Source organism: Paraburkholderia sp. A1BS-2L (assembly GCF_051125205.1).
Classification (GTDB): Bacteria; Pseudomonadota; Gammaproteobacteria; order Burkholderiales; family Burkholderiaceae; genus Paraburkholderia.
The window spans coordinates 55725-76696 of record NZ_CP120431.1; the positions used below are offsets into that span (position 1 = coordinate 55725).

19 protein-coding genes are annotated in these 20972 nt (G+C 66.9%); 3 read left to right on the top strand and 16 right to left on the bottom strand.

Features of this window, described 5'->3' with window-relative positions:
* Positions 1 to 60: 60 nt before the first annotated feature.
* From P5W98_RS30115 to P5W98_RS30145, 7 genes are read right to left on the bottom strand one after another with little or no spacing between them, the layout of a single operon-like run.
* Complete coding sequence (locus P5W98_RS30115) at positions 61 to 1230, bottom strand: acyl-CoA dehydrogenase family protein (protein ID WP_421028106.1); 1170 nt, start codon at positions 1228 to 1230, stop codon at positions 61 to 63.
* Complete coding sequence (locus P5W98_RS30120; RefSeq protein WP_421028107.1) at positions 1227 to 2093, bottom strand: enoyl-CoA hydratase family protein; 867 nt, start codon at positions 2091 to 2093, stop codon at positions 1227 to 1229. Before P5W98_RS30120 ends, P5W98_RS30115 begins: the two co-directional genes overlap by 4 nt.
* A 38-nt stretch (positions 2094 to 2131) precedes the next feature.
* Positions 2132 to 3259 (bottom strand): NAD(P)H-dependent flavin oxidoreductase, encoded by a 1128-nt coding sequence (locus P5W98_RS30125; protein ID WP_421028108.1) that lies wholly within the window; start codon positions 3257 to 3259, stop codon positions 2132 to 2134.
* Entirely contained in the window at positions 3256 to 4176 is a 921-nt protein-coding gene (locus tag P5W98_RS30130; RefSeq protein WP_421028109.1) for an enoyl-CoA hydratase, read from the bottom strand. Before P5W98_RS30130 ends, P5W98_RS30125 begins: the two co-directional genes overlap by 4 nt.
* A gap of 17 nt (positions 4177 to 4193) precedes the next feature.
* Entirely contained in the window at positions 4194 to 4955 is a 762-nt protein-coding gene (locus P5W98_RS30135; RefSeq protein WP_421028755.1) for a CoA-transferase subunit beta, read from the bottom strand.
* A 46-nt stretch (positions 4956 to 5001) separates the two neighbouring features.
* Positions 5002 to 5889: a CoA transferase subunit A gene (locus P5W98_RS30140; protein ID WP_421028110.1), complete on the bottom strand. Its 888-nt coding sequence runs from the start codon at positions 5887 to 5889 to the stop codon at positions 5002 to 5004.
* A 3-nt stretch (positions 5890 to 5892) separates the two neighbouring features.
* Positions 5893 to 6810, bottom strand: a complete 918-nt coding sequence (locus P5W98_RS30145) for a VOC family protein (protein ID WP_421028111.1) — start codon at positions 6808 to 6810, stop codon at positions 5893 to 5895.
* 418 nt (positions 6811 to 7228) lie between these two features.
* Here P5W98_RS30145 and P5W98_RS30150 point away from each other — a divergent pair, with 418 nt between their 5' ends.
* Positions 7229 to 7507, top strand: coding sequence for a hypothetical protein (locus tag P5W98_RS30150; protein WP_421028112.1), 279 nt, complete (start codon positions 7229 to 7231; stop codon positions 7505 to 7507).
* 150 nt (positions 7508 to 7657) lie between these two features.
* Here P5W98_RS30150 and P5W98_RS30155 read toward each other — a convergent pair whose 3' ends face one another.
* The 8 genes from P5W98_RS30155 to P5W98_RS30190 form a co-directional block, all read right to left on the bottom strand.
* A complete protein-coding gene (locus P5W98_RS30155) occupies positions 7658 to 9262 on the bottom strand; it encodes a FadD3 family acyl-CoA ligase (RefSeq protein ID WP_421028113.1) in 1605 nt (534 codons plus the stop codon).
* Positions 9263 to 9372: 110 nt separating this feature from the next.
* Positions 9373 to 10455, bottom strand: coding sequence for a 2Fe-2S iron-sulfur cluster-binding protein (locus P5W98_RS30160; RefSeq protein ID WP_421028114.1), 1083 nt, complete (start codon positions 10453 to 10455; stop codon positions 9373 to 9375).
* Between the two features lie 11 nt (positions 10456 to 10466).
* Positions 10467 to 11231 carry an SDR family oxidoreductase gene (locus tag P5W98_RS30165; protein ID WP_421028115.1) on the bottom strand — a complete coding sequence of 255 codons (765 nt, stop codon included), beginning with the start codon at positions 11229 to 11231 and terminating at the stop codon, positions 10467 to 10469.
* A 16-nt stretch (positions 11232 to 11247) separates the two neighbouring features.
* Entirely contained in the window at positions 11248 to 13017 is a 1770-nt protein-coding gene (locus P5W98_RS30170; RefSeq protein WP_421028116.1) for an FAD-binding protein, read from the bottom strand.
* Positions 13018 to 13037: 20 nt separating this feature from the next.
* Positions 13038 to 13574: a flavin reductase family protein gene (locus tag P5W98_RS30175; protein WP_421028117.1), complete on the bottom strand. Its 537-nt coding sequence runs from the start codon at positions 13572 to 13574 to the stop codon at positions 13038 to 13040.
* Positions 13571 to 15325, bottom strand: coding sequence for an FAD-dependent oxidoreductase (locus P5W98_RS30180; protein WP_421028118.1), 1755 nt, complete (start codon positions 15323 to 15325; stop codon positions 13571 to 13573). Before P5W98_RS30180 ends, P5W98_RS30175 begins: the two co-directional genes overlap by 4 nt.
* 10 nt (positions 15326 to 15335) lie before the next feature.
* Positions 15336 to 16529: an acyl-CoA dehydrogenase family protein gene (locus P5W98_RS30185; RefSeq protein ID WP_421028119.1), complete on the bottom strand. Its 1194-nt coding sequence runs from the start codon at positions 16527 to 16529 to the stop codon at positions 15336 to 15338.
* A gap of 165 nt (positions 16530 to 16694) precedes the next feature.
* Positions 16695 to 17834: an LLM class flavin-dependent oxidoreductase gene (locus P5W98_RS30190; protein WP_421028120.1), complete on the bottom strand. Its 1140-nt coding sequence runs from the start codon at positions 17832 to 17834 to the stop codon at positions 16695 to 16697.
* A 238-nt stretch (positions 17835 to 18072) separates the two neighbouring features.
* Between P5W98_RS30190 and P5W98_RS30195 the strand changes: the two genes are divergently transcribed.
* Positions 18073 to 18423, top strand: coding sequence for a VOC family protein (locus tag P5W98_RS30195; protein WP_175195135.1), 351 nt, complete (start codon positions 18073 to 18075; stop codon positions 18421 to 18423).
* Between the two features lie 105 nt (positions 18424 to 18528).
* Here P5W98_RS30195 and P5W98_RS30200 read toward each other — a convergent pair whose 3' ends face one another.
* Positions 18529 to 19704: a helix-turn-helix transcriptional regulator gene (locus P5W98_RS30200; protein WP_421028121.1), complete on the bottom strand. Its 1176-nt coding sequence runs from the start codon at positions 19702 to 19704 to the stop codon at positions 18529 to 18531.
* A gap of 320 nt (positions 19705 to 20024) precedes the next feature.
* On the opposite strand from P5W98_RS30200, the gene P5W98_RS30205 reads away from it, so the two are divergent.
* Positions 20025 to 20972: an alpha/beta hydrolase gene (locus P5W98_RS30205; RefSeq protein ID WP_421028122.1), complete on the top strand. Its 948-nt coding sequence runs from the start codon at positions 20025 to 20027 to the stop codon at positions 20970 to 20972.

Genomic DNA, 20972 nt, shown 5'->3' on the forward strand with positions numbered 1-20972 from the left:
TATCATCAGCATTCCGAATCGAATGCCATACGGCGACCAACTGCTGCGTCGTTGTTTTCGCTACCCGCGCGGCATGCCCAGCATGCGTTCGGCAACGATGTTGCGCTGGATTTCGTTGGTTCCCGCGTAGATCGGACCGGCCTGTGCGAACAGGAAACCGTCGAGCCAGTTGCCCAGATGCGCGTGAGCCTCGTCGCCGTGCGGCATCACCTCCGCCCGCGAACCGAGGATGTCGAGCGCGGTCTGGTGCATCCGCAAATCCAGTTCCGACCAGAACACCTTGTTGGTGCTCGATTCCGGGCCAATATGCCCGCCCTTCTGCAAGCGGCTCGCCGTCATGTAGGTGGAGAGCGCATACGCCTGGGCGTCCATCCACGCCGCGGCCACGCGCTGGCGCAGCGACGGGTCGCGCCGCGCCGCCTCGGGATGCGCCAGGAGCAACTCGCGCAGCGACTCGGCCGTGCGCTGGAAGCGCGCGGGCGAACGCAGCATCAGGCCGCGCTCGAAACCCGCCGTCGCCATCGCCACGTGCCAGCCCATGCCCTCGCCCGCGATGCGGTTCGCCACTGGCACGCGCACGTCGTCGAAGAAAATCTCGGCAAAACCGGTCTGCCCGTTCAACTGCTTGATCGGCCGCACCGTCACGCCCGGCGCATTGAGCGGCACCATCAGGAATGTGAGGCCGTGGTGGCGCGTGGACTGCGAGTCGCTGCGAAATAGGCCAAACATCCAGTCGGCCCAGACCGCGCGCGTCGACCAGATCTTCTGGCCGTTGAGCACGTAGTCCTCGCCGTCGCGGAACGCGCTCGAGCGGATCGCCGCCATGTCCGAACCCGCGTTCGGCTCGGACCAGCCTTGCGCCCACACATGCTCGCCCGAGGCCATCGCGGGCAGGAAGCGCGCCTTCTGCTCGTCGGTGCCGAAGTCCATCAGCGTAGGGCCGAGCAGGAAGATGCCGTTCTGGTTCACGCGCATGGGGGCATCGGCTCGCCAGTATTCCTCTTCGAAGATCAACCACTCGATCAGGTCGCAGCCGCGCCCGCCCAGCTCGCGCGGCCAGGTGACCATGCTCCAGCGGCCCGAATGCAGCGTGCGCTCCCACTCGCGATGCGCAGCGAAACCCGCTTCGGTGTCGAAGCTCGGCAGCGGCTTGCGCGGCACGTGCCCGGCGAGCCACGTGCGGATTTCCTCCCGGAACGCGCATTGTTGCGGGGTGTAGTCGAGCTTCATGCGCGGGCCTCGCCGGGTTGTGCGAGTTGTGCGGATTCGAATTTCGCCTCGCGCTTTTCCACGAAGGCGCTGCGCGCCTCGGTCGAATCGTTCGACATGTAGGCCTGAAGCGTGAAGCCCTGCTCCCAGCGGTACTTGTTTTCGAGGTCGCCGTCTTCCACGCCGTTGAGCGCCTCCTTCGCGAGCGCGAGCATCGTGCCGCTCTTTTCGGCAATGCGCTGCGCGAGTTCGAGTGCCGCCTCGCGCAACTGCTCGCGCGGCACGACGCGCTCCACCGCGCCCAGCCGCCATGCCTCGTCGGCGCCCACCATGTCGCCGGTAAAGTACATCGCGCGAACCTTCTGCACACCGAACATTCTTTGCAGATGCGCGCCGCCGCCCATCGCGCCGCGGTCGATCTCGGGCACGCCAAAGCGCGCGCACTGCGAGGCCACGACGATATCGGCCGCGCCGCAGATGCCGATGCCGCCGCCCAGCACGAAACCGTGTACCGCCGCGATCACCGGCTTCGGGCTGCGGTGCACGGCGCGAAACGTAGCGTAGTTGCCCGCGTTCACCGCGACGATGCGCTCGGGATGCGCGGACAGTTCCTTGATGTCGACGCCAGCGCAGAAGCCACGGCCAACGCCCCGCAGCACGATCACGCGTACGCTCTCGTCGCGGCCGAGCGCGTCGATCGCGGCGGCGAGCGCGTACCAGTCCTCGCTGTCGAGCGCGTTGACGGGCGGGCGGTCGAGCGCGAGCTCGGCCACCGCGCCATCCTTGCCCACGCGCGCGATCGAGAAGGCCGGCTGCCGTCCGCTCTGGGCGATGGTGGCCGGGGTCGCCCCCTGTGTTGTTCCGTTATGGCTTGCTTGTGTCATGTCCCCGTCCCTCGTTCTCGTGAATGGGTGAATATTCGTTACGCACGCACCGTGGCGGCTTCGGCATGCGCGCGCTCGCCGCGCAGCGCCGCGAGCGCGTCGAGCCGCTCGCAGGCCTCGTGCACGATGCGCAGAATCACCGTCTCGCACGGCTCGATCGCGCCAATCATCGCGGCCGCCTGCCCGCCCGGCAGCACGCCCTCGTCGGGCTGCCCCTCGACGATCGCGCGCTGGATCAGGTATGGCGCGTTCGCGGCCATGAGCGTCTGGCTCGCGGTATAGCCGTGCTCGCGCAGCGCTTTCACGCCGATGGAAACCATCTGCGCGAGCGACAGGCCGTTCTGCTTGCGCCACGCCTGCGCGGTGCGCAGCGCGAAGAGCGTGCGGCGCAGCGGCCCGAGCGATTCCAGATGCAGCAGATACGGGTTGTCGATCATGCGTTGCGGCAGACCGTCGAGCGCAGCGGAAACGCGGATCTGCGCCGGATCTTTCACCGACACATAGCGCGAGAGTGTTTCGCGCGGCACGGGCGATTCCTCGGTCATGAGAAAGCGCGTGCCCATCGCGATGCCCGCTGCGCCATAGCCGAGCGCAGCGGCAAGGCCTCGCCCGTCGAAGAAGCCGCCAGCAGCGATCACCGGCACCTGCACGGCGTCGAGCACGCGTGGCAGCAACAGCGTGGTCGGCACCGAGCCAGTGTGGCCGCCGCCTTCGGCGCCTTGCACCGTCACCGCGTCCGCGCCTAGCTCGACGGCCTTGGCCGCGTGCTTGGGCGCGCCCACCGTGGGAATGCACAGCACGCCTGCATCCTTGAAGCGGCGGATCGTCTTCGCATCGGGACCGCGTCCATAGCTCACGGCGCGCAGCCGGTGCTTGATCGCCAGATCGACAACCTGCGCGGCGTTCGGCTGGAACATATGAAAGTTGATGCCGAAGGGTCGGTCGGTGAGCGATTTCACGCGCAGGATCTCGGCCTCCACGCACTCCGGCTCCAGCGTCGCGCCCGCGAGGAAACCGAAGCCGCCCGCGTTGCAAGTGGCCGCGACGAGGCGAGCATCGGCCACCCAGCCCATTGCGGTCTGCACGACCGGGTACCGGCAGCCGAGCAGGTCCGTGAGCGGCGTGTGCAGTGTGTCAGGAACGGCGGACAGAAGCGCGTTCATCATGTGCGCTCCGGCGCGGCTTCCTTCGCTTGCGCGCCCGGCGCGCGCTGCGACTGCGCCATCTTGCGCGCATCGTAGCCGCCGAGGCGGTCGCCGCTCACGAGTTCGTTGTGGGCGTGCGCGAAATGATGCCAGGCGAACGCCGCATCCATCGCCGCGCGCTTGCCCTGCAGTTCCTCGACGTGATTGATCGCCTGCTTGGTGAGCGTGAGGCCGAGGCGCGGCATCGCGGCAATCTTCGCGGCCATTTCGTGAACGCTCTCGCGCAAGGTCTCGCGCGGCACGACGCGATTGATCATGCCCATCTGCTGCGCGCGCTGCACATTCATGCGCTCGCCGAGGAACAGAAACTCCTTGGCGATGCGCGGGTTCAACTCGTAGGCGTGCGCGAAATATTCCACGCCGGGAATGCCCATGCGCACGACGGGATCGGCAAAGAAGGCATCTTCCGAAGCGACGATCAGATCGCATACCCACGCCAGCATCAACCCGCCCGCCACGCACGCGCCCTGCACCATCGCGATGGTCGGCTTGGGCAGGTCGCGCCAGCGGCGGCACATGCCCAGATAGACTTCCTGCTCGCGTGCGTAGAGGAATTCGCCGCCTTCCTTGTTCACGTGGTCGTACCAGAGCGACTGGCGCTCGAACGACTGGCCGATGTCGCGCCCCGGCGTGCCAATGTCGTGCCCCGCCGAAAAATGCTTGCCCGCGCCCGCGAGCACGATGACCTTCACCGTGTCGTCGTGCGACGCGCGCTTGAACGCCGCGTCGAGCGCGTACGTCATCTGCGAGTTCTGCGCGTTGTGGTATTCCGGGCGGTTCATCGTGATGGTGGCGATGCCATCCGTCACTTCGTAAAGCACGACTTCCTGGGTATCGGAGGAACTGCCGGAGGAACTGCGCGAAAGACTGTCCTGCATGATGGCCTCGCTTCGCTTTACGCGCGCCGCGGCGCGGGGTTCTCGCGCAGAATCGCTGCGCGCAGGTTGTGCGGATCGAGGGCGCGCACGATGCGCAAATCCTCGGCGCTGGGCGGCGCGGTCGTGCCGATATCGTCGGCGGCGACGAGCGGGAAGCCCGTGGCCGCCTGCACATCTTCGAAGCTCACGCCCGGGTGCAGCGAACGCACGCGCACCGCATGGTTCGGGCCGCCGAAGTCCATCACGCAAAGATCGGTGACGATGGCGCGCAGGTCCGTGAACGCGCGCATGCCTTCGATCTCGCGCGCCGGGTTGTAGCCCACGCTGCACACCATGTCGACCTCGCCGGCCACGAAGGTGCGCGTGCTATGGCCCGTCACGAAGAACGAGTTCGCGTGGTTGATGCTGTTGCCAGGGAAACCGCGCGCGCCCAGCAATTGCGTCTTCGGCTTCGCATAGTCGCTGCCGAGGCACGAGATGTTGGCCTGGCCGAAGCGGTCGATCTGCGTGGGCATGACGAGCGCGTGGCGGCGTCCGTGCCACACACAGTCGAACACGCGTTCGTAGGTCATCCAGCCGCTCGCCGCCACGCGATACGCGGCGTCGCGCGGGCCCAGCGGCACCGGATTTTCGACGAGATACGCCTCGCCGTCGGTGAGCATGAGGCCGGGGTTGTACGCGAGGCGCGCGAGGCCCGCCGCGAGACGCGGCCCCGTGCCGATGCCGGTCGCCAGCACTTCGCCGTCGCCGCGCCAGAGTCTGGCCGAGGCGGCGATCATCAGCTCGGCGAGGGAATAGTCGATTGCTTCGTTCACGCTCGCTCCTTTACAGAATCGGCAGCGGCAGCGCCGCGATATGGGAGGGACCGCCCGCGCCCGCAAGCCAGGCGCTCTCGTCAGGGCCCACGACGTCGCGCAGATACGCGGCGGTTTGCTCGGCGCTTGCCGCAGCGGCGTTATAGGCCTTCAAATGCGGCAGATCCCAGCCGTAGGCCGGCGCGCAAGAAGTCGGATGCGCACCGCACAGCGCGTGTACCACGCCCGTCACGAGCGAGCGCTCGAATGGATTGCGGCGGGCCGCTTCGAGATCGGCACTCGCGAGCGACTCGGCCAGCGTTTCGCAGCTCACGAAGGTGCGCTTCGCGGCGCGCGAGAACCAGGCGTCGAAGAACGGATCGGGACCGTCGATGCGCGTGTTGCCCATCGCGTCGGCAGCATTCACGTGCAGCAGCGCAGCGTCGAGCTCGATGGCCGGCATCGCGAGTAAGGTTTCAGCATCGTCATAGGGCGAGCGAATCGTGCGCAGATGCGGCGCATGGCGCAGCAAATCGGTGCCCAGGCCCACGCGCGTGGGCAAGAACGGCAAGCGCGCGGCCGCCGCGCGCAGGCCCAGTTGCAGAAGGCCCTCGTCGAGTTCCCAGACATCGATCGCACCGGTCTCCCGAGCGCGGCGGAAATGCGCTTCCAACGGAATCACGTCGAGCGAGACGAAGCCGAACACCACCTTCTTGACCTTGCCCGCGGCACACAACAGGCCCACGTCGGGGCCGCCATAGGCGACCACAGTGAGATCGCGCAGCGACGAGCGCGCAATCTCGCGCACCAGCGCCATGGGCTTGCGGCGCGGACCCCAGCCGCCGATGCCGATAGTCATGCCGTCTTCGAGCTGAGCGACCACGTCGCGCGCGCTCTGGCGTTTATCGATCGTTTTCATTCGTTATCCTCTAAATCCGATGCTGAAATCGTGGCCCCAGAGACTCACGCGCGTGGCTTCGTAGACGCTGTGCTCGCGCCAGTCCACCTGCAAGCCGCCATAGCCGTATTCGAGGTCGAAGCCGCCCGGCGTCTTCATGTAGAACGACGTCATGTGGTCGTTGCAGTGGCGGCCGAGCGTGGCCGAGAGCTTCACGCCATGCGCGTTCATGCGGTCGAGCGCGCGCCCCACCTCGTCCATGGACGGCACCTCGGCCATCACGTGGATGCAGCCCGAAGGCACGGCGAGGTCCATGATCGCGAGGCTGTGATGGCGCGCGTTGCCGCAATGCAGGAAGTGGATGCGCTTTTCGGGCTCGGCCGGATCGGCGGAGAAGCGCACGCGGTAGATATCGGAGAGCGCGAAGCCCAGCACGTCGCGCAGGAAGCGGTCCGTGGCGTCGAATGCGGGGGCGGGCAGCACCGTGTGGCCGAGACCGATGGCGCCGGTCACGAAGCCCGGCACGCCCACGGGCGAGACGAAGCGGCGGAAGTCCGAGCGCACGCCCCAGAAGAACTCGTGGCGGTTGCCCGAAGGATCCAGGCACCAGACCATCGCCTGGACGCGGCGCAGCGCCGTTTCTTCTGCGCTGGCGCGGCGTGGTTCGACACCGGCTTGCTCCAGCCGCGCAACCATCGCGGCAAGCGCTGCTTCGTCGGCCAGTTCCCAGCCCGAGGCAAAATAGCGGTCTTCGGCGCCCGGCACGATCAGATAGCGGAAATCGCGCTCGTCCATCTTGAGGTAGAGCGCGCTGCCTGGCTCATTCGTGCCCTGATTCGCCTCAAGCGCCTCCATGCCAAGCACGTCCCGCGCATAGTCGCGCCACTTGTCCATCAGTGCCGACTGCACGACGACGTAGCCCAACGCTCGCACATCGCTCATCTTCGCCCCTCCAGAAAGCCCGTTGTAGTGAGGTCTATTCTGGCCGCCCGGGGCGGTGGCAACATCGTCTGTTGGGACTATTGGATGGGGGTTGGTTTGGCTGGGAGTGCCGGCGATGTGATCCGGGTATTCCCCAAGTTCATTCAAGGCTGGTGGCCGGTTCAAGCACTCTGGGGCAAAGTTCGACCGTCCGAATAATTCGCTATCTCAGGTCGGATTTATCGACAGTCAAACCAGGTATGCGTTCACGCGTGGCGCGCGCCTTACCTTGACTCGAACGCTAACGCTAACGGTATCGAGCGCCTTCGCAGCGGTTGCAATCCTTGGGGCTAGTGGGCGCTATGTGTATGAATTGCATGCCCACTATCAGCACGCACAGGCGGCAAGGCCCGTTGTTGCAAACTTCGATTTTATGTACATGGCGATAGCAACGCGCGACGTGCAGACGTACACCAAGGCCGAGGGAAGCGCGGCGAAACCCACCCGCATCGTCCCGCAATGGGAGCGCTGCGTGATTGATGGCCCACCGTGCAACGGGCATCCAAAACAGGCACACGTGCTCTGCAAAAGCGGCGTCGTGTACGTCAATGAACCGGACTGGAAGGCATTTTCCCTAATCCCTCGGGAGAACCTGCCGGGCGCTATCGCCATGAGGTCCATGAACCTCTGCGCGCCCGGCAATTTTCCGGACAACTGAGGCAACCAATTGCGACGACGAAAGCACCGTGAATGACCCAACGCCACAAAGTTGAACAGACCCTAGTAGTAACCCCAAGGCCTGAATCCTGCATTTCACAGGACTCAGGCCTTTCAGTTTGAGCCTGAGGTGTTCATGGCCCAAACCGCCCTAAGCCGCCACCCCTTCCCGCAATCGATACTTCAGCACCTTCCCCGCCGCGCTCACGGGCAGCGCTTCAACAATCTCGATGCGCCGAGGCACCTTGTAGTTCGCCATATTCCCGCGCGCCCATTCGGTCAGCGATACCGCATCCGCCCGAGCACCCGCGCGCAGCACGACATACGCATGCCCCACCTCCCCCAGTCGCTCATCGGGCATGCCCACCACGGCAATCTGCGCAACCGCCTCGTGCGCCGCGAACAACCGCTCGATTTCCGCCGGATAGCAATTGAAGCCGCCCACTATGAACATGTCCTTGATGCGGTCCGTCACGCGCAGATAACCGCGCTCATCAAGCGAACCAAGATCGCCCGTGTGCAGCCATCCCTGCGCATCGACCGCTTGCGACGTGGCCGCCGCATCGTTCAGATAGCCGCGCATCACGTTGTAGCCGCGCACCCACACTTCGCCGGTCTCGCCGGCCGCGAGCGGTTCTCCATCCGCGCCTGCAATGCGCAACTCCATGCCCGGCATCGCGCGGCCCGAAGTTTGCGCCACGGTTACGGCGTCGTCGCCGTGTCGGCACAATGTGGCGAAGCCGCACGACTCCGTAAGGCCGTAGCCCGTGAGCACGGTCTCGAAGTTCAACTCCGCGCGCATGCGCTCGACGAGGCTGGGCGCGATCGCAGCTGCGCCCGTCACCGCCACGCGCAGCGAAGATAGATCGAGTCCTGCGAGACCCGGCGTTTCGAGCAGCGCGTGATAGAGCGTGGGCGGCCCGGGCAGCACGGAAATGCGCTCGCGCACGACCCTCGCGAGCACCGCCTTCGGATCGAACACGAGATGCGGCAGCACGGTCGCGCCGCTCGTGAGCGCCGCGAGCCAGCCCGCCTTGTAGCCGAATGCGTGAAAGAACGGGCTCACGATCAGATAGCGGTCGCCCTCACGCAACGTCGCGATCTCGGCCCATCCGTACGCCGCCCGCACGTTCTGGCCATGTGCGGTCATCACGCCCTTCGGGCGGCCCGTGGTGCCCGAGGTGAACATCACGTCCATCAGCGTGTCCGGACCCACTTGCGCTTCGCGTGCGCGAAATACTTCGAGCGGCGTTCGCGAGGCACGCGCGAGAAACCGCTGCCAGCTTTCGTCGCGGCCATCGGCATGCAATACGTCGCCGAACACGACTACGCGCTCGAGCGTAGCGGGCCGGTGCGGCGCGAGCATCGCCGGATAGTCCTCGCCAAGGAACGCTCCGCAGCTGAACAGCACGCGCGCGCCACTGTCCGCGAGAATCGCGCTTGCTTCAAGGCCCTTCATGCGCGTGTTCACGGGCACAAGCGCCGCGCCCACGCTCTGAATCGCGAGTGCGGCAACGATCCATTCGGCCAGATTGGGCGCCCAGACGGCAACGCGTTCGCCTGGTTCGATGCCGCAGGCCATCAGCGCGCGCGCCGCCTCGATGCGCGCGGCGTCGAGCTGGGCATAGCTCAGGCTGATTTCAGATGTTTCGACCGCAATGCGCGCGCCGTAGCGTGCCGCGCCGCGTGCGATCAGCGCGGGGGTCGTCAAGGGTTCGTGGAGCGTCGTCGGGTTGGGCGTCGGGTTGAGCGTCATCTAAGGACTCCGGAAATACTTGCGCCGCCGCTGCGTGCGTCCACGACGGCACGCGTTGCGGCAGCGCTCAGGGTCAGGCACCTCGCATGCACGGCGTGCACGCGCGGCGCTTAATCGGGAAAGACGATGCGCAGCTCGGCGCTCGCCGGCGTCGCGCTGCACGCGAGCGTCCAGCCAGCAGCGCGCTCCTCGTCGTCGAGCACGCCGTTCTCGGCCAGCGTTACGCTGCCCGCCTCCACGCGGCACATGCACGCGCCGCACAAGCCGCTGCGGCACGAACTGGGCGGCGAGAGACCCGCGCGCTCCATCGCGTCGAGCAGCGTCTCGTTGGGCTCGCAAGTGAATTGCGCGCTGGCGCCGTCGAGTTGCGTTACGATGCGCGCGGTTTGCGGGGCGCTTTCGGCCCCGCCTTTCGTAGCATCACGTTCGACGCTTTGCGCCGGCGGCTGGACGCGCGCGGACGGTTCCGTCTGCGCGGGCCGGTCCGGCAGCGAAGCAAAGCGCTCGACATGAATCTTCGCGCGCGGCAGCCCGAGTGCGAGCATCGCGGCCAGTGCGCTTTCCATGAAAAGCGCCGGGCCGCAAATAAAGCATTCCTGACGACTCCACGGCCGCGCCAGTTCCTCCAGGTGGCGCTGTTGCGGCACGCCCTGCACGCTGTCGAGCCAGTGAATCACGCGCAGCCTGCCGGGATGCCGTTGCGCGAGCTCGCGCAGCGCCGCGCCGAATATCACCACGGATTCGTCGCGGTTCGCATAGATCAGCGTGAGCATGCCGCGCCCGCCCACCAGCGCCGCCTTGAGAATCGAGAGCACCGGCGTGATGCCGCTGCCGCCCGCGAACAGCAGCAGGTCGTCGTCGAGCGAGCGCGGTGTGAAGACACCCGCGGGCGCCATCACGTCGAGTTCGTCGCCGGGGCGCACGCTGTCGCACAGCCAGTTGGAGGCACGGCCCTCGCGCACGCGCTTGACGGTGATCTTCGGGGCCGTATCCACGCCTGGTGCGCTCGACAGCGAGTAGCAGCGCTGCAACGGCGCCTGCTCGCCCGGCAGGCGCAGCGTCAGGAACTGCCCGGGCCGGTATGCGAATGCGTCGGCCAGCGCCACGGGCAGTTCGAACACGAACGAGCGCGCATCGGCGCTTTCGGCTATCACGTCGGCTACCCGCAGCCGATGAAAACGCGCTTCGGTCATGATGGATTACCTCAGGCAACGCCCATGATCATCTGCGCATTGTCGATGCGGTACTCGCTGCCGTTGATGAAGCGCGATTCATCGGAGGCGAGGAACAGCACGAGTTGCGCGATGTCTTCGGGCAGGCACATGCGCGCGCGCGGGTCGACCGATTCGGTGATCTGCGGGCGCCCCGCTTCTGCCGAGCCGAAGAACGGCTCGGTCATGGGCGTGAGAATGCCGTCCGGGTGAATGGTATTCGCGCGAATCTTGTACCCCTGCTGCTTGCAGTGCGCGGCGATCGAGCGCGTCATGGCCGTGACCGCGCCCTTACTCGCCGAGTAAGCGCAGAACGCGCCCAGACCGCCCAGCGCCGCCACCGAAGACATATTGACGATCGAGCCGCCCTTCTCCTTCATCGCACGCACCGCGGCCTGGCAGCCAAGGAAGTAGCCTTCCGCATTGATGCGCAGCACGCGCTGCCATTGTTCGAGCGTGGCATCTTCGATGCTGCCGAGTTGCAGGATGGCCGCATTGTTCACGAGCACGTTGGGCGCCCCGAACTGCTTTTGCGCAGCGCCGATCACGTCGTTCCAGCCCGATTCCGAGGCGATGTCGTGGCGCACGAACAGCGCCGCATCGCCGATCTGCGCGGCCACGGCGCGGCCCGCTTCCTCGTTCACGTCGGTGAGCACGACACGCGCGCCTTCGGCGGCGAACAGCAGCGCGTCGCACTTGCCCACGCCACTAGCGGCGCCCGTGATTACGGCGATCTTGCCTGTGAGTCTGTCTCCCATCTTCGTTCTCTCTTCGTCAGTGTGTCAGTGGATAAAGCGGAATGACTTTCGCGTTTGCCGTGTTAATTGTGGATGCGGTACGTTCGGCATCCTGATCATTGAGTATCCGCTCGTGCGCGGCCTGTGTTTGGCGCGCTGCCGCGCGCCCCGCCTGGCGGCCCGACCAGATGCAGTCCGCGAGCGAGAGGCCGCTCACGTAGTGATTCGAAGCGAGGCCGCGCGCGGCGCGCCCCACTGCGTAAAGCCCTTCGACGACGCCGCCTTCGGCGCGCAGCACGGCGTTGGTGGTTTCGTCCACGCGCAGGCCACCCAGCGTGATCGCGGGGCACGCAAACGTGCGGCTCCCCGCCGATATGTCGAGCGCATAGAACGGCGCTTGATCGAGCGGCGCGAGCATCGCGGCGGATTTGCCGAAGGCCGCATCGCGTCCTTCCCGCGCGGCGGCGCGATACGCGGCCAGCGAGCGTTCGAGCGTGGCGACGTCGGCGCCGATCTGCTCGGCTAGCTGCGCAACGGTAGCCGCGCGCTTGCGTCCGCCCAGCATGAGCATCAGCGCGGGCACGCTCTGGAACGCCCACAAGCGGCCACGCACGCACTCGCGCAAGGCCTCGCGCACGAGCGCGGCGTCGAGGATCAGCCAGGCGCGTCCGTCGCGCGTCTCGCACATTTCATGGCCAAGCTTTGCACCGTAGACCTCTTCGTTGCAGAAGCGCTCGCCGCGCGCGTCCACCACGCAGCCGCGCGCCCACGCGAACGGCGGGTTGATGAAGCGCCACGCGGAGACGCGCTCCATGCCGTCCGCGATGCCGCCCGCCGAAAGACCCAGGCGAATGCCCGAGCCGTCACAGCCAGTGGTGCCGAGACGCCAGGTGGAGAGATAGCGCGGCGCGTGCTGCGCGACCATTTCGCGGTTGAAAATGAAGCCGCCCGTGGCGAGCACCACTGCGTCGGCACGGATATCGAGCGCACGGCTCGCGCGCAGTTCCAGCCGAAGCAATGCTGCGCGCAGGCGGTCGGCCAGCGCGGGCAGGCCGTTGTGCAACTTGTCGGCCCAGCGGGCGAGGCGCGCGTGCTGGCGCTGCGCGCGGCCCGGCTCCACGCGCCAGACCTGCGCGCCGATCACCTTGCCCGTTGTATCGACGATGAGCCTGCGCACGCCCGCTTGGCGCACGATCTCGACATTGGGCTCGGCCTGCACGGCGCGGCGCAGCGTGTCGAACAGCACGCGCCCCGACATGCCGCGCCCCTTCGTGCGATGCCCGCGCGGCGCGGGCGGCACGACGGGCGCGTCGCCCACGGCCTCATTGCCCGAGTAATAGAGAAACGCGCGCTCGGGCGGATAGGACGTTTTGCGCGCGGGCATTGTCGAGCCGAAGCGCACGCCCTGGCGTTCGAGCCACGCGAGCTGCGCAACGCTGCCGTTGCAAAAGCGTTCGAGCGCGTCCGGCGAAACCGCGTCGCCCACCTCGCCTTGCAGGTAGGCGGCCATCGCCTCGGGCGTGTCCGCATAGCCGGCCTCGCGCTGGTAGGTCGTGCCGCCGCCCGCATAGACCACGCCGCCGCTCTTTGCGCTAGCGCCGCCGCCCTCGAAGCGCTCGACGATGCGCACGCGCGCGCAGGCCTGCGCCGCCTCCAGCGCGGCGCACGCGCCCGCCGCGCCAAAACCGGCAATCAGCACGCCGCAAGCGTCGTCCCAGCGGTGCGCCGCTGCATCGGCGACGACGAGCGGAGGCTCCACGGGCGTCGCGCTCGCGCCTGCGTGGGCGTGCGTGTTCGCGTCGTTCATGGCGTGGGCAGCGCGCGCGTTCATACGGTGGCGCAACGTGCGAGCGCGGCGGAAGCCGCCGCCGTGGTGGCCGTGGTGTAAGCGCCATCCACGTACACAAGCGGATCGATATCGCCGCTCAGCTTCACTTCGAGCAGCCGGCCGATGAACACCGTATGCGTGCCGTAGTCGAAGCGGCCGTCCTGGCGACACACGAGATTGGCCTGCGCGCCGTGCAGATAAGGCACGCCATCGGCGGAACGCTGCCAGTCGCCGGTGGAGAAGCGCTCCTCGCCTTTCAGGCGCCCGCTGCAATCGATGGCGATGCCCTGCTGCTGCGCCGCCAGCAGGTTCACGCAGAAGTCCGCACCCGCCGCGAGCGGCGGATAAATCGACGAAGCGCGGTTGATGCAGACGAGCAGCGAAGGCGGCTCGGTCGACAGCGAATCCACTGCCGTGGCCGACATCGAATAGCGGCGCTCCACGTCACAGCAGCTGATGACGGTGACCGAACGCGCGAGGCGGCGCATCGCTTGCAGCATGTCCGCGCGCAGCGGTTCCAGGGAAAGTTCGCTCATTGTGTGACTCCACGAAGCTCGTCTTGGTGGTCGTTTGATACGGATACCGAATTTTTTGGATCGGCGAGGTCATTGGCGGCGCGGTAGCCGAAGGTCATCGCTGGCCCGAGCGTCGATCCCGCGCCGGGATAGCTCGCGCCCATCATCGAGGCGCTCGTGTTGCCGATGGCATAGAGGCCCGCGATGGCGCTGCCATCGGCGCGCAGCACGCGCGCGTCGGCGTCGGTGAGCAGGCCGCCCTTCGTGCCGATGTCGCCCGCATCGATGCGCACCGCGTAGAACGGCGCTTCGCCGATCGGCGCGAGGCACTGGTTCGGCTGCACCGACGGGTCGCCATAGTAGGTATCGAACACATTGCCGCCCTTGCCGAATTCCTCGTCCACGCCGCTTGCCGCGTAACCGTTCATGCGCACGACGGTCTCGCGCAGGCCGGCCGCATCCACGCCGATTTGCGCGGCCAGCGCATCGAGCGAATCCGCGCGCTGCAGAATCGAGCGAAACGCGGCGGGAATGCGCGAGTCCGGCATCATCGATGCGGGCATGATCGGGCCGCACGGGTAGTGCTTGCGAAAGCGCGCGTCGAAGATCATCCACGCGGGCACGCTCGCGCCCGTTGCCGCGTGATCGCGGTACATCGCGGGCACGAACTCCGAGTACGGGGCGGCCTCGTTGACGAAGCGCCGCCCGAGCGCGTTGACGATCACGCAGCCGGGCAGGTTGCGCTCCACGAACAGCGCACGCTGCTTTTCCTCGCCTTCCACGCGCACCGTGGGTGCGCCCCAAACGTGTTCCATGAGCGCGAGCGCGCCACCCGCCTGTTCGCCTGCCACGATGGCATCGCCGGTGTTGTACGGCGGCGTTGCGCTCCATTGCGTCTCAGTGGGCTGCGGCAGATAGCGCTCGCGCATCGCCTGATTGCGCTCGAAGCCGCCCGCCGCGAGAATCACGCCGCGCCGCGCAAGCAGGCGCACCGTCTTGCCCCGGTGCTCGGCCACCACGCCCGTAATGCGGCCGTTCTCCTCGATCAACTCGCGCATGGGCGTGGAAAGCCACAGCGGCACCTTGCGTTCGAGCAGCGCGTAACGCAGGCCGCCCACGAGCGCATTACCGAGCGTGAGCCGCCGGTCGCGCCGCGAGCGCAGTCGCGCGCCGATATCGAACCAGTAGCGCCCGAATTCGCGCAGCGCGAGCGTGACAAAGCCGCGCTCCTTCGCGAGCAGCGTATGCGCCTCTTTGGAGGTCACTGCCACGCGGCCGCCGATCAGCGTGCCGGGCGAAGGCGGACGCAGCCGCGCGAGTTCGGCACCCAGACGCCCGCCGTCGAACGGCAGCGGATCGAGCGCGCGATAACCGGGCATCGCGCCGGGCTGGCTCTGGAAGTAGTCGGCATAGCGCGAAAGCGACTGGTAGCGCACAGGCGTGCGCGCCTCCAGATAGCGCAGCATCTCGGGCGCAGTGTCGAGATAGGCGTCGAGACGCCCGTTGGTTGCCGCGCCCTGCGTGCAGGCTTCCATATAGATGCGGGCGGCCTCGCGCGTATCCATGCCGCCTTCCTCAGCGATATGGTGATTGCACGGCACCCAGATGCCGCCGCCCGACACCGCGGACGTGCCGCCGTAATGCGGGCTCTTTTCGAGCACCAGCACCGAGAGGCCGAGATCGGCGGCGCGGCACGCGGCGAGCATGCCGCCCGCGCCTGAACCGACGATCAGCATATCGAACGTTTCAGTTTCCGTGGACCGATCGTTCATGAGCGCCGCCTCAGATAAAAAAGTCGGTGTTGGTGCGACCGAGCATCACCGCGCCGAGGTTTTGGCCGAAGCGGTCGAGATTGTTGGCGTAGTGCGCGCGCGCCGCGTGCAGGTCGAGAAAGCGCCGCACGAGAGGGTTGCGCCGATAAATGCCGTTGCCGCCCGCGTAGCGCAGCAGCGCATTGGCCGCCCGCGCGCAGCGCTCTGCCACCTGCGCCGACTGATAGCGGAAATGCACGCGCCGCTCGATCGATACTTCGGGGCCACCCTGCACCCCAGCGAGCAGTTCATCGAAGTTGCGGCGCAACAGCACCTGCATTTCGTCGATGGCAACAGCCGCGTTCGCGCAGGCGCTTTGGGCGCCGGTGTCGTCGGCGGTCTTTGCGCCGCTATTGGCGCTCACGCGGTTGGTCGCGTAGGCGCGGAAGTCGTCGACTGCCCCTTGCAGCGCGCCGATGCACGCCGTGCAAACCGCGCGCACGAAGATCTGCGCGAACGGCAAACGGAACAGCGGCGCATCGTTCAACGCGAGACCCGGGCTCGTGCCCATCATGCCGTCCACGGCCTTGTGCGTGCGGTATTCAGGCACAAACACGTCGTTCACCACGATGTCGTGGCTGCCCGTCGCGCGCAGGCCCAACACGTCCCAGTCGCGCTCGATCGTGTAGTCGGACTTCGGCAGCAGGAAGGTGCGGTATTCGGGCGGCCCGCCCGCGCGCGCCGGCGGCACGAGCGCGCCGAGGAACACCCACTCGCACAGTTCGCTGCCGCTGGAGAATTTCCAGTGGCCCGAGAGCCGGAAGCCCCCTTCCACCGGCGTGACCTTGCCTACCGGCATATACGTGGAAGCAATGAGCGTGGCCGGGTCCTTGCCCCAGACATCCTGCTGCGCGCGCTCGTCGAACAGCGCGAGTTGCCAGTTGTGCACGCCCACCACGCCGTACACCCAGGCCGTGGACATGCAGCCACGCGCGAGCGCCATCTGGATTTCGAAGAACGTTTGCGGCTCCAGTTCATAGCCGCCGTAGCGCTTCGGCTGGAGCACCTTGAAGAAGCCCGCCGCCTGCATGTCGGCAATGGTCTGCGCCGGGATGCGGCCCGCGGCCTCCGCCGCGTCGCCGCGCTCGGCCAGCACGGGGGCGAGCGCGTGGGCGCGTGCGATCAGTTCGGCCGCAAGGGCATTCGATTCGTGGTCTCGGTGCACCGCTGTCTCCTATGTCTTCTTCGGTGGCGCCGTGCGCCACGGTGGTTCGTCGTCGATTCGATCTGCTGGGGCGCCCGAGCCCGGCTGGCCGCTTTTCAGTCGCGGCTTGTCGCAACTTGCATCGCGACCTGCGCCAGGCCGGGCGCGTGTGCGCTTGCGCCTGGATCAGGCGGCGGCGCGCGCCTTGACGCGGCTGAAGTACGGAATCACGTGCTCGCCGATATTGCGGATCGATTCCATCGAAGCTTCATGCGGCACCGTGCCCATCTGGACGAGGAACAGCACTTCGTCCACGCCCGCTTCCATCAGGCGTCCTACGTAGCCGATGCAATCGTCCACCGTGCCGTACGCGTGGTTGGGGTTCATCATCGAGAGCGCCGGGTCGCTGAAGTCCACCACCACTTCTTCCGAAGCGAAGCGCGAGCGGATCACCATCTGGCCGCTATCGGCTTGCACGAGGTCGTCGCCCCACTTCGACGGGTCCGGACGCTCGCCGCCCGTGTACCAGTACGCGAGCGACTCCATGAAATAGCGCTGGCCGCGAATGCCGATCTTGCGGGCCTGCTGGCCGTCGCCCATCACGATAGCCGGGCACAGCGCGGCGAGGTGTTCGGTCGGGCGGAAGCCCACCTGCTCCTCGGCCTTGCGCGTGCTGTATGCCTGGCGATAGAGTGCGTTCTTCTTCGCCACTTCGTCGGGGCCGCCGAAGCCGAGCACGAGCGCGCCAAGACCGCGCTGGCCAGCGCGCGTCAGGGCGTCGCTGTTGGTGCAGGCCATGTACATGGGCGGATGCGGATCCTGATACGGCTTCGGGTGAATCGGACGCTTAGGAATCTTGATGTATTTGCCGTCGTGCTCGATCTCGTCCTGCACGAACATCTTGGGCACGAGATACATCGACTCGTCGATCATCGGCTGCAACTCGCCCAGGTCATAGCCGAATGCGCCCGCTTCCTGCTGGCTGCCGCCCTTGCCCACGCCGAAGTGCACGCGGCCCTGCGAAAGAATGTCGAGCAGCGCAACGCGCTCGGCCACCTTGATCGGGTGATTCATCGCGGGGGGCAGGCAGACGACGCCATGGCCGAGACCGATGCGCGTGGTGCGGCCCGCGAGATAGGCGAGGAACGTTTCCGGCGCGCTCATGTGCGCATAGTTGGTGAGCGAGGTGTGCTCGACGCACCAGACGGTATCGAAGCCCATCTGCTCGGCGAGCAGTGCCTGCTCGACGGTCTCCTTGAAGATGCGGTGGTCGCCTTCGCGGGAGGCATCGGTCGTCTGGGCTTCGTAAATCAGGGAAAACTTCATCGCAGCTGTCTCCTTGTTTGTCGGACGGGGGCGGCGGGTGCCGCGCTGCCGCCGCAGGTGTGATCGTGACGGTCCACGAGATGAAGTTTCTGTGCGCCGGGCAAGCGATGCATCGTCTGTTTGGATTAGCGAAGGTTTAGGCACACCCCTAGTCCAATCGGACATGGCGCGCGCCCATACGCGCGCTAGCATCCCCACATGGCACAGCCGCGCCAGACCAACTCAAGGGGAAAATGCAATGAAGGCTTCGATGATGCTGTACCCGGTGGACGCGATCGAGACGGCGCTGCCGTTCTTCGTCGACGGGCTTGGACTCACGGTGAAAATGCGCGACGGCGAGCGGTATTGCGCGCTGGAGGGCGGTCCGCTCACGATCGCGCTGGTAGCCGGCGACGAGCGCATTGTCGAGCGTCCTGCTCTAACGTTTCGGATTGCAGAGGATGACGATCTCTATGCGGCCATGGAGCGCGTAGTGGCCACGGGCGCCAGCGTGCGGGCGCCCGTGCAGCAGGGTCCGCACGAATTGCGCGCAGTACTGGAGGACCGCAACGGCGCGCTGCTCGTGCTCACGCAAAAGAACCGGCCGTGAAATGCAAAAGGGCAGCCTGCATGAGGCCGCCCTTTACTTTACCAACGATAGACAACATCAGGCGCTTTGACGTACGAGGAAAGCGCCACAAAGCGCGCGCGCCCTTCAACCCAGCGGCACCACGCTGCCAAGCAGAATGCGCACGAGCGTCGCCTGCCGCGTCACGCCCGTCTTCGAGAAAATCGAGCGTAGATGCGCGCGCGCCGTGTTCTTGCTGATGCCCAGTTCTTCTGCTGCCTCTTCCAGCGTAGGGCCATTGGTCAGCAGCAGCGCGAGCGAGGTCTCGGCAGGCGTGAGATCGAACAGCTTGCGCACGATTTCCTGCGAGCGCTGCGACTTGCGGTCCGGATCGCGCAGGAACAGCACGGTGGCGGGCCGGCGGCGATTGTCCTCCGACCACTCCGAAAGCGGCACGGTGCGCACCAGCACGCCGAGCTTCGGCCGGTCGCCGCTGCGCGTCACGGGCATGGCCTCCACCAGCGGACCGGCGGTGCCGAAGTGGCCCATCATCGCGTGGCGGATCAGCCGCTGCAGCGTGCGGTTCTCCTGGCTGTCCATGGCCTCGACGGCCCCCTTCGAAATGCGCAGGCCGTCGCTTTCCGCGAGGATTTCATCGGCGACGCTATTGGTGTTCATGATCGCCCCGCTCTCGTCGAGCGTGACCATGCCCACCAGCATGCGGTCGATGGCGCTCGCATAGAGCGTGCGCTCCGACTCCACCACGTCCAGACGCGAATGCAGCTCCACCGCGCGGCGCAGATGCGGCAGCAGCAGCGCGCAAAACGCCTTGTCGCGCGCCGTGAACTGCGTGCCGGCGTGCTTGCGGCATACGCGGAAACGGCACTCCACGCCCGACTCGGTGCGCAGGTCGGCGCCCATGATATAGCGCACGTCACTGGGCTTCAGGAATTGCTTGTACAGCTCGCTCGAGAGCCAGCCGGTCTCGCCGAACACCTCGTCCACGGTCACGACACGGTCCGCCGGCAGGCCGACGAAGGGATCGAGCGAATAGTAATAGTCGTTATACGATGACTCATCGGGTATGCCGCTCTCCGATGCGTGCACCATCAGCCCGCGCCGGTCGCTCGAAGGCGAGCGCAGGATCAGCGTGGCATAGGCTGCGTCCAGATGCTGGCGCACCAGTTCGAGCGCCCCGGACCATGGCACCGTTTCCAGCGGCCCCTGGTACACGCGCGCCATCAGCGCGCTGAATTGCGAAAGGTCGACGCCAGCCATGACACCGGCGTCCTGGCCCTCTTCCGGGGCCCATCTTGTCTCCATCAACACAGTCTCCGTCCTCCATGCCGCCCCTAGCGACGGCAAACTTTACGGGGCTGTCTCGCCGCTGCCATCGGGATATTCCCCTGGCTGGCGCGTTCGCCTTTTCATTTGTATTCATCCGCGTCCCCCAACTGCTTCGGGCTTTTTTTGGGGCGATCGTGCGGGCCGTGTGCCTGCATTGCGGATGTCCGGACATTACGCCGGTCACGGTCCACGCTCCTCGTCTAATCGGACGATGCAAGCGCTTCGCGCAAGCGCTCCAATGCGCTAAACGGCGCCAACAAGGCGCGCTTCGATGACGTTTTCAGGGAGACACCTTCATGGCGCTGGACCCACAAGCCGCCGCACTGCTCGCCACGCTCGCCGGCATGCCCGCCCCCGATTACAGCCGGCTCGACGCCGCCAGCTATCGCGCCGCCATTGCGGCGGGCGGCGCATCCAGCCTCGTCAACCAGGGCGACGCCATCGCTGCCGAAGAAGACCTGGCGCTGCCAGGCGCGGCCGGCCCGCTCGCCGCGCGGCTCTATCGTCCGATCCCTCAGCCCCATGAGGGCGGGAAAACCCTGCCGCTGCTCGTGTTCTTCCATGGCGGCGGCTTCGTCGCTTGCGGGATCGACACGCACGCCAATATTTGCCGCACGCTCGCGGCGCGCGCAAACGTGCTCGTTCTATCGGTCGATTACCGGCTCGCGCCGGAGGCGCGCTTTCCGGCCGCCGCACACGACGCGATCGCGGCGGTGCGCTGGGCAGCGGCCCACGCCGCGCAACTGGGCGCGATTCCGGGCGCGCTCGCGGTGGCCGGCGACAGCGCGGGCGGCAATCTGGCCGCCGTCTGCGCGCAGCAGCTGCACGGCGAAGTGGCGATCGCGCACCAGTTGCTGCTCTATCCGGTGGTCGACTGCGCACATGAGCATCCTTCATACGAAACGTATGGCAGCGGCTATTTCCTCGATGCGGGCCTCATGCGCTGGTTCAAAGATCAGTACTTCGAACCGCAAGCGGACCGCGCTTCGCCGCTCGCGAGTCCGCTGGGCGCGGAGCGCATCGAAGCCATTGCGCCCGCAACCATCGTGAGCGCCGAATGCGATCTCTTGCGCGATGAGAGCGAACGTTACGCCGCGCGGCTCGCACAGGCGGGCGTGCCCGTCACGCACGTGCGCTGGCCAGGCCAGATGCACGGCTTCGCCAGCATGGTCGGCGTGCTCGACGCCGCAAGCGCCGCGCTCGAACTGGGCGCCCGCGCCCTGCGCGCCGCGCTGCATCCCTGA

Excerpts from the sequence above, each read along its gene's own strand:
- P5W98_RS30180 (WP_421028118.1), bottom strand. The coding sequence starts at position 15,325 with ATGAACGATCGGTCCACGGAAACTGAAACGTTCGATATGCTGATCGTC.
- P5W98_RS30115 (WP_421028106.1), bottom strand. The coding sequence starts at position 1,230 with ATGAAGCTCGACTACACCCCGCAACAATGCGCGTTCCGGGAGGAAATC.
- P5W98_RS30195 (WP_175195135.1), top strand. The coding sequence starts at position 18,073 with ATGAAGGCTTCGATGATGCTGTACCCGGTGGACGCGATCGAGACGGCG.
- P5W98_RS30190 (WP_421028120.1), bottom strand. The coding sequence starts at position 17,834 with ATGAAGTTTTCCCTGATTTACGAAGCCCAGACGACCGATGCCTCCCGC.
- P5W98_RS30150 (WP_421028112.1), top strand. The coding sequence starts at position 7,229 with ATGGCGATAGCAACGCGCGACGTGCAGACGTACACCAAGGCCGAGGGA.
- P5W98_RS30160 (WP_421028114.1), bottom strand. The coding sequence starts at position 10,455 with ATGACCGAAGCGCGTTTTCATCGGCTGCGGGTAGCCGACGTGATAGCC.
- P5W98_RS30175 (WP_421028117.1), bottom strand. The coding sequence starts at position 13,574 with ATGAGCGAACTTTCCCTGGAACCGCTGCGCGCGGACATGCTGCAAGCG.
- P5W98_RS30170 (WP_421028116.1), bottom strand. The coding sequence starts at position 13,017 with ATGAACGACGCGAACACGCACGCCCACGCAGGCGCGAGCGCGACGCCC.
- P5W98_RS30155 (WP_421028113.1), bottom strand. The coding sequence starts at position 9,262 with ATGACGCTCAACCCGACGCCCAACCCGACGACGCTCCACGAACCCTTG.
- P5W98_RS30130 (WP_421028109.1), bottom strand. The coding sequence starts at position 4,176 with ATGCAGGACAGTCTTTCGCGCAGTTCCTCCGGCAGTTCCTCCGATACC.
- P5W98_RS30145 (WP_421028111.1), bottom strand. The coding sequence starts at position 6,810 with ATGAGCGATGTGCGAGCGTTGGGCTACGTCGTCGTGCAGTCGGCACTG.
- P5W98_RS30205 (WP_421028122.1), top strand. The coding sequence starts at position 20,025 with ATGGCGCTGGACCCACAAGCCGCCGCACTGCTCGCCACGCTCGCCGGC.
- P5W98_RS30200 (WP_421028121.1), bottom strand. The coding sequence starts at position 19,704 with ATGGAGACAAGATGGGCCCCGGAAGAGGGCCAGGACGCCGGTGTCATG.
- P5W98_RS30120 (WP_421028107.1), bottom strand. The coding sequence starts at position 2,093 with ATGACACAAGCAAGCCATAACGGAACAACACAGGGGGCGACCCCGGCC.
- P5W98_RS30125 (WP_421028108.1), bottom strand. The coding sequence starts at position 3,259 with ATGATGAACGCGCTTCTGTCCGCCGTTCCTGACACACTGCACACGCCG.
- P5W98_RS30165 (WP_421028115.1), bottom strand. The coding sequence starts at position 11,231 with ATGGGAGACAGACTCACAGGCAAGATCGCCGTAATCACGGGCGCCGCT.
- P5W98_RS30140 (WP_421028110.1), bottom strand. The coding sequence starts at position 5,889 with ATGAAAACGATCGATAAACGCCAGAGCGCGCGCGACGTGGTCGCTCAG.
- P5W98_RS30135 (WP_421028755.1), bottom strand. The coding sequence starts at position 4,955 with ATGATCGCCGCCTCGGCCAGACTCTGGCGCGGCGACGGCGAAGTGCTG.